General features: G+C 48.0%; 11 protein-coding genes. 4 read left to right on the top strand and 7 right to left on the bottom strand.

The genetic code is table 11. The features are described 5' to 3' along the window. Positions 1-440: 440 nt before the first annotated feature. From BMY60_RS08280 to BMY60_RS08270, 3 genes are read left to right on the top strand one after another with little or no spacing between them, the layout of a single operon-like run. The gene (locus tag BMY60_RS08280; RefSeq protein ID WP_090332827.1) at positions 441-1610 is read left to right on the top strand and encodes an alkaline phosphatase PhoX; all 1170 of its coding nucleotides are present in this window, start codon (positions 441-443) and stop codon (positions 1608-1610) included. Between the two features lie 54 nt (positions 1611-1664). Next, positions 1665-2795, top strand: coding sequence for a S1C family serine protease (locus BMY60_RS08275; protein WP_090332826.1), 1131 nt, complete (start codon positions 1665-1667; stop codon positions 2793-2795). Positions 2796-2844: 49 nt separating this feature from the next. Next, positions 2845-4143: a dicarboxylate/amino acid:cation symporter gene (locus BMY60_RS08270; protein ID WP_090332824.1), complete on the top strand. Its 1299-nt coding sequence runs from the start codon at positions 2845-2847 to the stop codon at positions 4141-4143. On the opposite strand, the gene BMY60_RS08265 is transcribed toward BMY60_RS08270, so the two are convergent. The 4 genes from BMY60_RS08265 to BMY60_RS16270 form a co-directional block, all read right to left on the bottom strand. After that, positions 4144-4569, bottom strand: a complete 426-nt coding sequence (locus BMY60_RS08265) for an ExbD/TolR family protein (RefSeq protein ID WP_090332823.1) — start codon at positions 4567-4569, stop codon at positions 4144-4146. It abuts the gene before it with no gap. After that, the gene (locus tag BMY60_RS08260) at positions 4569-5357 is read right to left on the bottom strand and encodes a MotA/TolQ/ExbB proton channel family protein (protein ID WP_090332822.1); all 789 of its coding nucleotides are present in this window, start codon (positions 5355-5357) and stop codon (positions 4569-4571) included. Before BMY60_RS08260 ends, BMY60_RS08265 begins: the two co-directional genes overlap by 1 nt. Positions 5358-5362: 5 nt before the next feature. Further along, positions 5363-6067, bottom strand: coding sequence for an energy transducer TonB (locus BMY60_RS08255; protein WP_090332820.1), 705 nt, complete (start codon positions 6065-6067; stop codon positions 5363-5365). 634 nt (positions 6068-6701) lie between these two features. After that, on the bottom strand, positions 6702-6980 hold the full coding sequence (locus BMY60_RS16270) for a hypothetical protein (RefSeq protein WP_256250765.1): 279 nt from the start codon (positions 6978-6980) through the stop codon (positions 6702-6704). A 178-nt stretch (positions 6981-7158) separates the two neighbouring features. Between BMY60_RS16270 and BMY60_RS08245 the strand changes: the two genes are divergently transcribed. Continuing rightward, positions 7159-8130: a glutathione S-transferase family protein gene (locus BMY60_RS08245; protein ID WP_090332817.1), complete on the top strand. Its 972-nt coding sequence runs from the start codon at positions 7159-7161 to the stop codon at positions 8128-8130. A gap of 375 nt (positions 8131-8505) precedes the next feature. Here BMY60_RS08245 and ubiB read toward each other — a convergent pair whose 3' ends face one another. The 3 genes from ubiB to BMY60_RS08230 all read right to left on the bottom strand — a co-directional run bounded on the left by ubiB (position 8506) and on the right by BMY60_RS08230 (position 12180). Next, positions 8506-10020, bottom strand: coding sequence for a ubiquinone biosynthesis regulatory protein kinase UbiB (gene ubiB / locus BMY60_RS08240; RefSeq protein ID WP_090332815.1), 1515 nt, complete (start codon positions 10018-10020; stop codon positions 8506-8508). 118 nt (positions 10021-10138) lie between these two features. Then, positions 10139-10732 (bottom strand): ubiquinone biosynthesis accessory factor UbiJ, encoded by a 594-nt coding sequence (locus BMY60_RS08235; protein ID WP_090332814.1) that lies wholly within the window; start codon positions 10730-10732, stop codon positions 10139-10141. Positions 10733-11619: 887 nt separating this feature from the next. Continuing rightward, positions 11620-12180: a NifU family protein gene (locus BMY60_RS08230; RefSeq protein WP_090332812.1), complete on the bottom strand. Its 561-nt coding sequence runs from the start codon at positions 12178-12180 to the stop codon at positions 11620-11622. Positions 12181-12185 lie beyond the last annotated feature (5 nt).

Below are 12185 nucleotides of genomic sequence, written 5' to 3'. Positions count from 1 at the left end.
ATCTGCTGCGTTTACAGCAGGGTGAGGTTACATTTTACGATTAACCGGCGAAACCAAACTGCCTTTTCTCCGCGTAGCGGCTTCGTCCAACAATTTGTTCCAGTGCTCCGGCTGCTTGATATTGACAGGTTCAGAGACCCCGGAAGTGATGCCTCTTAGGCACGCATCGCTGAGAATAATTGGCCCGAAGGAAGTTATCCAGATGATCCAATACTGTGTTGTGGCCTTTGATAATGGCCAACCACCCGCTGCAGACCACGCCTTGTCTTGAATCATCTGGACAACGCTGAATCCGCCAATATCATATGGATAAAAGTACTGGCGGTACCATAAGAAATCGATACTAATGGAAAATCTGGGCTAAAATATGAATTGCGATAAATAATTCAAGTTGCCGTCACATCGGTAGATCTTCCGCCAGGATTAATTTCTCAGTTATTATGAATTTTTTTGGACAACAGCGCAGAAAACTGCTCAAGTTCAGCCTGATTGGAGGTTTAGGCGTATTTGTTTCAAATCACTGGTTATCTACGCCGGCTCGCGCCGCATCGTTAGCCCGGGCGGCGCGAAGCGGTCTGCTGCCGCCGGATATAAATGGCATACGCCTGCCTAAGGGATTCAGTTCCCGCGTCATAGCACGTTCAGGACAAACCACCTTCGGCTACGCGTGGCACGCCGCTCCAGACGGTGGCGCCACATTTGCCACGCAAGACAAGGGCTGGATATATGTCTCAAACAGCGAACTTGATCATCAAAGAGGCGGTGTCGGCGCCATTCGTTTTAGCCGGCAAGGCGAAATGACAGATGCCTATTCCATCTTGCAACATACCACGCGTAACTGCGCGGGCGGTCATACGCCTTGGCAGACCTGGCTCTCGTGCGAGGAATATGACCAAGGCCAGGTATGGGAATGCGATCCCTTTGGCGTGCAAACTGCGCGTTTGCGGCCGGCCCTGGGCACATTTAGTCACGAAGCTGTTGCTGTCGATGTACATCACAAGCAATTGTATCTGACTGAAGACAAACCGGACGGTTGTTTATACCGCTACACTGGCAATACCCATGATGCCGCAGGATGGCCCGGTTTGGATGACGGTTTTCTGGAAGTCGCCGAAGTCATCGGCGGTCCTGTTGGGAAAGTACGCTGGCACCCACTCCCAGACCCGCTGGCGATACATGCGCCGACACGTTATCAAATCAAGCAGCGCACAGCATTTGACGGTGGCGAAGGTATCTGGTACCACGCAGGTATCGTTTATTTCACCACCAAAGGAGACGACCGGATATGGGCGTACAACACCCTAAACAAGCGGCTCAGCATTGTTTATAATGCCGCCTTTTATCCAAACCCTGTGCTGACCGGCGTCGACAATATTACGGCCAATACAACCGGCGAGCTGCTGGTGGCCGAAGACGGCGGTGATATGCAGATTGTCGTCGTCGCGCCAGATACTGTGATGCCGTTGTTACAGATTGTCGATCATGACCGGTCGGAGATAACCGGTCCGTCATTCAACCCGGACGGTACACGTTTGTATTTCAGTTCGCAACGGGGTGCGTCAGGCAAATCGCAGGACGGTGTGACTTTCGAAATAACCGGACCGTTCTGATTGCCCAACAACAATTATACGGCACACCCGAATTTTAATAAGGAGTTAATCCATATGCCCGAGAGCGGCCGTTTTCAGCCCAGCTTGATTTGGATCACACTGGTGGTCATGTTACTGATCCTGCTGTTGTACGACATGTCCGACTTCTTTATATTCGGAGACAAACGCGAATACGCCGAACCCCGTATTGTAGAGGCGCGTGGAAATCTTGCAGAAGATGAAATCAGCACCATTGAACTGTTTGAAAATTCGCGTGACTCGGTGGTTTTTATTACTACCCGGCAGCGTGTCATGGATGCCTGGACGCGCAATATTTTTTCCGTACCCAGTGGAACGGGTTCCGGCTTTATCTGGGACGATCATGGTCACATCATCACCAATTATCATGTCATCAAAGGCGCCAGCGAAGCCATGATACGTCTGGTGGATGGACGGGACTATAAAGCTGTACTGGTGGGCGCAAGTCCGGCGCATGATATTGCCGTCCTGCGGATCGGAATCGGTTTTCAGCGCCCGTCGCCGGTTCCGCTTGGCACCAGCAACGACCTTAAGGTCGGACAAAAAGTATTTGCCATCGGCAATCCTTTCGGTCTGGACTGGACACTGACAACCGGCATAGTGTCCGCACTTGACCGTTCACTTCCCGGCGAAAACGGCCGCATCATCGGCAACCTGATCCAGACAGACGCCGCCATTAATCCGGGAAATTCAGGTGGCCCTCTGCTGGATTCTGCGGGCCGCCTGATCGGTATTAACACGGCGATTTACAGTCCGAGTGGCGCAAGTGCCGGCATCGGATTTGCTGTGCCCGTGGATACCGCCAACCGTGTCGTGCCGCAACTCATCAGCCGCGGCAAATATATCCGTCCGGCACTGGGCATTACAGTCGACGGCAAATTCAATGAACGTCTGACCAGTACGATCAATGTCAGCGGCATTGTGATCCTTGGCGTCGGCCGTGACTCGGCCGCCGAAGCTGCCGGTTTCAAAGGTGCCGTTATTTCACCCGACGGCGAGATCACGCCCAGGGATATTATTATCGCCATCAATGGCGAACCGGTCGACTCGGTTGAAAAGCTGTTATCAATTATCGATGGATACCGTGTCGGCGATACCATACAAGTCAGGATCCTGCGTGATGAACAGGAGATTGAAGTGCCTGTAACACTACAGCCGGGTGAATAGCGCCGGTTTGCACTATCGGTTCATAACAGCAACCGGTTGATCAGGCGTGATGAACATAACGACCAAAATTCTTATCTGGATGACTGCCGGTCTTGCAGTGGGCAGCCTGATTAATAATTTCGCGCAAAGCAACACAATTATCCAGGATTATTTCGTTGACGGCCTGTTTCATGTCGCAGGTACAGTATTTATCAATTTACTGAAAATGCTAGTGGTTCCGCTGGTCACATTTTCACTCATTTGCGGCGTATGCGGTATCGGCGACATCAGCAAACTGGGGCGCATCGGTATCAAGGCGTTTGCTTTGTTTTTGCTGTCCACGGCGCTGGCCATTTCGCTGGCAATTCTGGCGGCGGTAAATATTGCTCCAGGGAAAAACTTTAATTTGTCACAAGGCATGCCGGGTTTATTTACAGTACCGGAAGCGCCGCCGATTACACAGGTTTTCATCGATCTTGTACCTGGCAATCCCGTTGCGGCATTCGCAGAGGGCAATATGCTGCAGATTATTTTTTTTACAATCTTGTTTGCTATCAGTTTGCTCATGCTCGGTGAGCGTGCGCGGCCATTGATCCAGGGCGCGGAGCGAATGAACGAAGTCATGATGCAGATAGTCAATGTTGTGATGTCTATCGCCCCCTACGGTGTATTTGCATTGATGGCGAAAACCTTTGCGGAACAGGGCATCGCCCTGATTATGCCCATGATCGGTTATTTTGGCGTTGTGGTAGCCGTGTTATTCTGTCACGCAACGGGTACGTTGATGTTTCTGCTGAGACTTCTCGGAAGAATCAATCCCGTCAAGTTCCTTAAAAAAATGCGCACTGCTCAGATCTTCGCTTTCAGCACCGCCAGTTCCAACGCCACAATCCCGGTTACACTCAGAACGGTTGAGAAACGCATGGGCGTCGACAATTCGACGGCTGCATTTGTCGTGCCATTTGGCGCGACAATTAACATGGACGGAACAGCCATTATGCAGGGCATCGCTACTGTATTCATTGCCAACGTTTACGGTATAGAAATCGGCATCATTGGTTATCTGACGGTTATCGGAATGTCCGTGTTGGCGTCTATCGGCACCGCAGGTGTTCCGGGTGTGGGTTTGATTATGCTTGCCATGGTGTTTAATCAAGTCGGGCTTCCCGTTGAAGGCATTGCCTTGATCATGGGTGTCGACCGCCTGCTCGACATGATCCGCACTGCCGTCAACGTGACCGGTGACGCGGTTGTCACCATGATTGTAGCCCAAAGTGAAAACAATATTTCGATGGACGTTTTCAATGACCCTTCCGCAGGCACACTGGAACCTGTACAGCTACCGCATCACGACGCTGCACAAAACTGACTACTGCTGAGCCAATGTCGGGTCAGTAATAAAGCCAATTCTTACCATACCGGCATTGGCGGCGGCACTCATGGCGCGCGCAACGTGCTCATAATGCACGGTCTTGTCGGCGCGGATATGCAGTTCGGTCTTAGGATCCAACGACACCGCTGCTGCAAACCGTTCAGGTAACTGATCAAACAACACCGGCTCGCCGTTCCAGAAAAAACTGCCGTCCGCCCGGATTGCCAGTTCGACATGTTCGGGCTGCGTTATATTCGGATTACTTTCCGCTTTGGGCAAATCAATTTTGACTGAATGCGTCAGTAATGGCGCAGTAATGATAAAGATAATCAGCAGTACAAGCATGACGTCAACCAGTGGCACAACATTGATTTCAGCCATCGGCGCCTGCTGTTTGCCGCTGTTCATGCTGCCAAACCCCATTATTGTCCCCTTTCTTCAAGGTTTGAATAGGTAGTGGCAGGCGCGATAGTTTGCGGTATGGGTGTGGGTGCTGATTGCGTACGTTGCACAGCGGCTTCATTGTTACTGGCGGCACCGTTACCCACCGTAATCAGAACGAATAGATCATGCGCAAATGCATCGAGCCGTGCAAGCCAGATCCGGTTGCGGCGAACGAATGCGTTATATGCCAGAACTGCAGGGATCGCTACAGCAAGTCCCAGCGCCGTCATAATCAGCGCTTCACCGACAGGACCTGCAACTTTGTCTAGTGTACCCTGTCCGGACAAACCGATTTGTATTAATGCATGATAAATGCCCCATACCGTTCCGAGCAGACCGATATACGGGGCAGCTGATCCTGCCGATGCAATTAGTGTCAATCCATTCTCGACCCGCGCCGCCTCCTGGTCAATACCGTTACGCAAAGCACGCGTTAAAAACTCGCTGGTGCCGCCGGCTGCAGCCAATTTATAAGAATCCTGCAATTGGGAATCGGCGGCGGCCTCAATGCCCAGTTTGGCCAGTTCGGCAAACGCATTATCCGGGGTTTCGCTGTTAAAAGATTTTTTTACTTCAGCCAACGATTCAACGTTCCAAAAATGGTTCAGAAATGCGGTAGCACGTTTTTTTGCAATAAAATTGTTTATGCTTTTTGTGATAATCAGATACCAGCTGGCAACCGAGAGCGAGATCAGCAACACCAGGACGCTGATACCAACACTATCGATTTGAGCCAGAAAATTTGAAAATCCAAGTCCTTGTTCCATTTAAATTAATTTCCTTGCAGTACAAAATTGAAAGGTTGCAGCGCAATTGCGCGAACCGGTTGACCATCACGCATTGATGGCCTGCATTGCCAATTTTTTACGGCCTCCAGCGCCGCATTATCCAGGCGCGCGTAACCGCTGCTGTCAACAACTTGCGCTTCATCAATATGGCCGCCCTCATCCAGAACGACTCGCAACACCAGCTTGCCTTCTTCACCCATACGACGGGAAATCGCCGGATACGTCGGCGCCGTCAATTTTGGACATGAAACCGACAGCTCGGAAGACAATGTGACCGGCCCCGTTTCCATTTGCCGAGGCGGTACTTCAGCAACCGGTTCAGGAAACACGTCCTGTTCTGCCACCGGTTCTGGCTCAGGATCAGGTTGCACAACGGGTGCTGGCTTCGGTAATTTTGGGGCTTTGGATGCCAGCCGCTTGACTTTAGGTTTGGATTCAGGTTTTTTGACGGGCTTTAACTTTGCAGGTGTTGGTTCCTGTTTAGGCTCGGGCGTTGCTTCTGGCGCGGGCTGCGATATGATCTCGGCAAACAAGGTCACCATTTGCTCAGGTGCCGGGACCATACGTTGATTCCACAACACGTAAGCAAGCACTCCATGCGCTACAAGTACAAACAGCAATCCAGGTAACGAGATAAAATTCTGCTTTGACCCAAGGTAATCAGCATTTTTCCGTGTCAGTGAATGCATTGAGGAATAAACTATAGCAATATTAATAACCTTTCTTTTGATTGTTACAACAGCGTGAAGATAATAACAGACGACTTAGTACTCTATCCATATGATATTGCCGGGTTCAGTGCGCTTATCAGTGTACATGGTAAGGCCTGCCTTGCAGGCAATAGCCGTTCTATCGTCAAAAGACGCAAACGCAGACAATGGACGCTGACAAGCGCATCCACAGGGCGTTACCATGATGTCCTGCAACCGTGTTACAGTATTTACTTGAGAAGGGAACAACCTTTTCAAGCACTGTTCCTTGTTGCATAACACCGCGGTAACGCTGTACCAATATCATATGAATAGAGTACTAGTGATGTACTATACAAGCTGCTGCTGAACAGCCGCGAACTACATTTGCGCATTTTACTCATGTACCGAAATTGCACCGGTAACCCAATCTATCTTATTACCAACATCAGATCTGATGCACCTAAAAAGAGGTTTATTCAAACTAGAAATATTAAAACAAACGATAATAATTATCAATAAATATATTGTTCTCTCAGTTATTCCCGCTAGATAGCGTCGTTATGAGATGCTAGTATAGCAACAACTTTGCAGTGACAGGAATATCATGTAATCTCCAGGTAAATTTTTGAATTTATTGATGCCTTGGAGATATGATGATGTCAACGACAGCGAAATACAGAGTAGAGCTGACACAAGAAGAACATGAGATGCCGAGTGCGCCGGTATCGGCCGGCAAAGCTGCTGCCGCTTTACCTTCATCGGACTTTAAACCTCCATGCTGTTGAATAAAAGCAGCTACTTCCGATTCTATGGCTGCAGTCAACATTTTTCGTGCACCTTCTCGCAGTACTTCCTGCAATGGATCATTTTGTTCTGGTTTATTCAGCTTAAAAATATTACTATCTGTCATGCGGTATTTTCCTTTTTTATTGGTTGATCTGTCGAGATCCATACCAACAGATTACACCGCTTTCCCCTCTTTTGTCATACACCAGATATGATCATAGCTCGCTCGTTGATGAATACCAAAGCAGAAGTTTTGCAGGCATTTGAGGATTTTAAACACAATAAATTTTTAGAGCATTGATATGGGTATATTAATTGATGGAAAATGGCAAGATACTTGGTATCCGACTCATGAAACAAAGGGACGCTTTATACGCTCGTCGGCACAGTTCAGGAACTGGATTACCGCTGACGGGTCAGCGGGACCTACGGGGCGTTCCGGGTTTGAAGCAGAAGCAGACCGGTATCACTTGTATGTGTCCTATGCTTGTCCTTGGGCTAATCGTACATTGATCTTTCGCAAACTTAAAGGGCTGGAAAAAATGATTTCCCTGTCCGTCGTACATTGGCATATGGCTGAAGAAGGCTGGACCTTTAACGATGGCGAAGGTGTTATCCCCGATCCTATTTTTAACGCAAACTATTTACGGGAGATTTATCTTAAGGCAGATAGTCGCTACTCAGGTCGCGTTACCGTTCCAGTTCTTTGGGATAAAAAAACCAATACGATTGTCTCCAATGAATCTTCGGAAATCATACGGATGTTTAATAGTGCTTTTGATGCGTTGGGTGCTGTTGAAGGTGATTATTACCCTGAAAGCCTTCGCGTGGAAATCGATACACTGAATACGCGCATTTACGATACCGTGAATAATGGCGTATATAAAGCTGGCTTTGCCACAACACAGGAGGCATATGAAGAGGCGGTGAGTCCTTTATTTGAAACGCTGGATTGGCTGGAGCAAAGATTGACAAAACAGCGCTACTTAACTGGCGACCTTATCACCGAAGCCGACTGGCGCTTGTTTACTACACTGGCTCGTTTCGACTCAGTATATGTGGGACATTTCAAATGTAACCTGAGGCATTTGGTTGATTACTCCAATCTTTGGGCGTATACACGCGATCTTTACCAGCAGCCAGGCATTGCGGAGACCATTAATATGGGGCATATAAAAAATCATTACTATCGCAGCCATAGCAGTATAAACCCGAGTGGCGTTGTGCCTTTAGGGCCAATACTGGACTTTAACGAGCCCCATTTGCGCGCCTAGTAAGAAAACAAATCTTGACCTGCTGATACCGGATCAAAATTGATAATCATCTAGCCGTCCCCCGTCTTGGCGGCAACTGGAAGGGATAAGGTCAAGGTTAGAACCAAACTTTATTGACGGGGGACGAGATGTTATTTTGTTGCGGCACAGATCTACATTCAAACAATAGTTTTGTTGTGATTATGATGAACAGGACCGGATTGTACACAACAAGCTTGCGATTAGAATTATCAATCGCTTGAACAAGATTACCAAAACACATGGTGTTTCTCAGCGGCGCACGTTCGCCAAGGAAGTCAAGTCACTGCGCCTGGATATCCGGCATTTTCACCATGCCAAGAAAAGACCAAAGACCATGCGGTCATAAATAAGCGTTCACTGGATTATCTGCCAGAGCAGTAATGCGGTCAGCAGGATAATGACATATATCAGAAAACGGTTTTGCCGTTTCTCTTCCGCAATCAGGTGCTGTATTTTATCTTCCAGACCTTGATTGCGGTTTTCAGTCAGTAAATGGTGAAACAGGCGTGGAAACTGCGGAAAAATGACCGCCCAGCTGGGCGCCTCTTTCTGCATGCGTGCTGTGAGTCCACGCAGTCCAATTTGTTCTGACATCCAGTTCTCAAGAAAGGGTTTGGCTGTTTTCCACAGATCAAGATTAGGATCGAGTTCGCGGCCCAGTCCTTCAATATTGAGCAGCGTCTTTTGTAATAAAACCAGCTGCGGCTGTATTTCGACATTGAACTGACGCGACGTCTGAAATAATTGGAACAATACACGTCCGAAAGAAATTTCTTTAAGCGGTTTGTCAAAAATTGGTTCGCAAACCGCGCGGATGGCTGTTTCAAATTCATCCACACGGGTGTTTTTAGGCGCCCATCCGGCCTCAACGTGCGCTTGTGCAACCCGGGCGTAATCACGCCTGAAAAAGGCCAGGAAGTTTTGCGCCAGATAATTTTTGTCTTCGTCGCTCAGTGTGCCCATGATGCCGAAATCAACCGCTACATACCGGCCGTCTTTGCCGACAAAAATATTGCCGGGATGCATATCTGCATGGAAGTAACCGTCACGAAATACCTGCGTAAAGAAAATTTCAACACCCATTCGCGCAAGATACGGAATGTCGATATTATGCGCTATTAATTCGTCAACATGGCTGATCGGAATACCGGATACGCGTTCCATGACCATTACATTGCTGCGGCAATAGTCCCAATAAACTTCCGGAACCTGTAACAGGGGGGAGTTCAGAAAATTGCGGCGCAGCTGACTGCAGTTTGATGCTTCACGCATTAAATCCAGCTCGTCATCAAGATGCCGGGCAAATTCCGATACCACTTGTCTGAGCTTCAGGCGTTTGCCGTCAGGCCACAGCTTCTCGACCAGCCATGCCCCTGTTTCCATCAATTCAATGTCATGCGTGATAATAGGAGCGATTCCAGGGCGTAAAATTTTGACAGCTACCTCTGTATTATCGTGTAACACAGCTAAATGCACTTGTGCGACGGAAGCACTGGCAACCGGATCCTTGTGAAATTTCAAAAAAACGTGATCAATTTTATGCTCGTACGTTTTATCCAGTATATTCAGGACCGTATCCGAAGAAAACGACGGTACGCGATCCTGAAGTTTCGCCAGTTCGTCGGCGATATCATGTGGAATGAGATCGCGCCTGGTTGACAGCATTTGACCGAACTTGACAAAAATAGGGCCAAGTGCTTCGAGGGCCAAGCGCAACCGCTCGCCCCGTGGCCGCTCGAGTTTACGCCAGAAAGTCAGCCACTTAATCGGTCTGTGTAAAAAGCGTAACGGACCGTGGCTTGTGAAAAATTCGTCCAGTCCGTGCCGGAATGCAACGGATTGTATTTTTAAAAGGCGAAATATGCGCATTAAGTTGTATGTAAATAATGACTTGCCCTGATAGCGCGGGTTATCTTGAGCAAGAATTAATTGAAGCGTTTTCAGAGAGCCGAACGGGGTTCATAACAATGATTTCAATGATTGTGCACTAATTCTTATTTGTGCGTGTTGTTTGAATGATTCGATTAATCCGTCCTGCCAGCCGGTCGGTGTCGCGTTGTAACGTTTTAATTTGATGAGAAATATTGTTGACAGCATTCGATTTTACAATTATCGGCTGCTCTTCCTGCCAGTATTCGCCTAATGTTTCAGCCAGATTTCTGGCCATCTTGATGTGCCATTGAAAAATGCCGCCGCTGATTTGCGCGATACGATGCGCTGGAATGTCGCCCATGATTCCGCTAAGGTTTTGTTCAATGCCGGGCTTAATATGCTTGCCGATAACGATCAATTCATTTGCAAATACGGTATCCCCAGATATGGTTATTTTGTCATAAGCTGTTTCATTACGGGCCAGTAAACCAGGCAGCAGAGCGGACGGAATAAAAAGCGTTGCGTCTGCTTCAGTTTGATCCGGACAATGAAGCAGTTCGCCGTTTTCAAGTACTGTCAGTGTTAAATCAATTAATGGCGGTATGCGGACACGTACGGTTCTGCCTTCAAACGGCTGCAGCCGCTTACACGGCCAGCTTTCCTGACGCAGGATAAGGTTGAACTGGCTTGTGGCAACGGATGTAAACATGCTCAATATTCGAATCGCTGGCGAACGGTGTATGGATTAAACCATCGCGACATGAAATGAACAGATTTATCGGTCGGACTGCTATGCAATTGGATATGATGATTCATTGTGTATATCTTTGTTGAATATTATTTCTGATTCCGTGACCGCGTGTTTACTGTTACGTTATTGTATCGTTAATTTGAAAATCAGGCTGTAAAATTCGCCTCGAGAGCGTTTCTGTGTGTTAAATAATGATTTGGATATCTGATCGAAATATCTGGCCGGGCTTGTATCTGAAATCGTGGGACAGAAAAGCCAATATATGGCTGGGCTCTGTTTTTATTGATGTCATGTGAAATTCTCGGGGGTGGTTAACGCTGGTTAATTGCAATCTTCGGAGGTACAGAATGAGTAACTTAACAAGAAGAGGTTTTTTGGCAGGCGCGTTTATGCCGACATCTGCGGTTATATATGCTTAGGAAGTTTCTGGCTAAAGAAAACCAGCAAACCGATTCGTTTTTATTCTTATCAAATTACTAACGAATGTGATTTTGAGGGGCAAGTTACTCGTATTTGTGGGGTAATCCTATCAGCCGGACGTTTGAACCTAAAATCCTCTATAAGGACTTCCCGGTATTTGCAAGAAGAATTTTATTTCCGGTAATTTGTTTAAATGTTGTCATGTTCTCTGATTGTATCTTCACTGATGCTCCCTTTAGTCATGATAGCTATCTATGTCGGAGGCAATGTCTTTGCAGCTCTATAGCCGGCCTCTGTTTGGCCACTTGTGCGGCCGGGCCACGATAAAATCCGCGCACGGAATCCTTATAGGATTCTAGGTTGAAAGCCTAAAAAATAACTCGAAACCCATTACTGGATTGGATTCAGGGCGTGAAATCCTTATTTTAGCAAGCGACGACTTGAATATCTGGCTCGATTGTTCTGAGCATGTGTTCGATCCCCCGCAACGTTCCGGTGATAGAGCTGGGACATGTGCCGCAGGCGCCCTGGTAGTGGATTCGTAATATGTTGCCATCCAAACCGAGTATATGCAGATCACCACCGTCATGTTGAAGATAGGGGCGCACTTCTTCATCAAGCATGATGTTAATTCTCTCAAGGCGTTTTTGATCCTCAGGACTGAGTTGCGCAAGCAGATCGTTTGCGGAGGCAACCGTCTCTTTTGTTTGTTCGCTTGCAGCGGGTGCCGCGCGTATCGGATCGGCTACTTCGCGCGCCAGGTCCTGCCAGTTGACTTCGCCATCCTGGGTCACAGTGATCCAATGATCGATATAAAAAACATTTGTTACGTGGTCGATTTCAAACAGCACCGATGCCAGCGGATCTTCTTTAGCGGCTTCAGCGTTGTCAAATGAGCGCGCAACGCCCCAGGTCAAGGGTTCCTTGAGAATAAATTTAAGTGCGTTTTTATTTGGTGTGCCTTCGATGTCAGCTATTTTGGGCATAATCT

This window comes from Nitrosomonas sp. Nm51 (assembly GCF_900111165.1).
Lineage (GTDB): Bacteria > Pseudomonadota > Gammaproteobacteria > Burkholderiales > Nitrosomonadaceae > Nitrosomonas.
The sequence above is the reverse complement of the archived record's forward strand: the minus strand, read 5'-3'. Positions and strand labels throughout refer to the sequence as shown.

Excerpts from the sequence above, each read along its gene's own strand:
- BMY60_RS08280 (WP_090332827.1), top strand. The coding sequence starts at position 441 with ATGAATTTTTTTGGACAACAGCGCAGAAAACTGCTCAAGTTCAGCCTG.
- BMY60_RS08265 (WP_090332823.1), bottom strand. The coding sequence starts at position 4,569 with ATGGGGTTTGGCAGCATGAACAGCGGCAAACAGCAGGCGCCGATGGCT.
- BMY60_RS08270 (WP_090332824.1), top strand. The coding sequence starts at position 2,845 with ATGAACATAACGACCAAAATTCTTATCTGGATGACTGCCGGTCTTGCA.
- BMY60_RS08245 (WP_090332817.1), top strand. The coding sequence starts at position 7,159 with ATGGGTATATTAATTGATGGAAAATGGCAAGATACTTGGTATCCGACT.
- BMY60_RS16270 (WP_256250765.1), bottom strand. The coding sequence starts at position 6,980 with ATGACAGATAGTAATATTTTTAAGCTGAATAAACCAGAACAAAATGAT.
- BMY60_RS08255 (WP_090332820.1), bottom strand. The coding sequence starts at position 6,067 with ATGCATTCACTGACACGGAAAAATGCTGATTACCTTGGGTCAAAGCAG.
- BMY60_RS08275 (WP_090332826.1), top strand. The coding sequence starts at position 1,665 with ATGCCCGAGAGCGGCCGTTTTCAGCCCAGCTTGATTTGGATCACACTG.
- BMY60_RS08230 (WP_090332812.1), bottom strand. The coding sequence starts at position 12,180 with ATGCCCAAAATAGCTGACATCGAAGGCACACCAAATAAAAACGCACTT.
- ubiB (WP_090332815.1), bottom strand. The coding sequence starts at position 10,020 with ATGCGCATATTTCGCCTTTTAAAAATACAATCCGTTGCATTCCGGCAC.
- BMY60_RS08235 (WP_090332814.1), bottom strand. The coding sequence starts at position 10,732 with ATGTTTACATCCGTTGCCACAAGCCAGTTCAACCTTATCCTGCGTCAG.
- BMY60_RS08260 (WP_090332822.1), bottom strand. The coding sequence starts at position 5,357 with ATGGAACAAGGACTTGGATTTTCAAATTTTCTGGCTCAAATCGATAGT.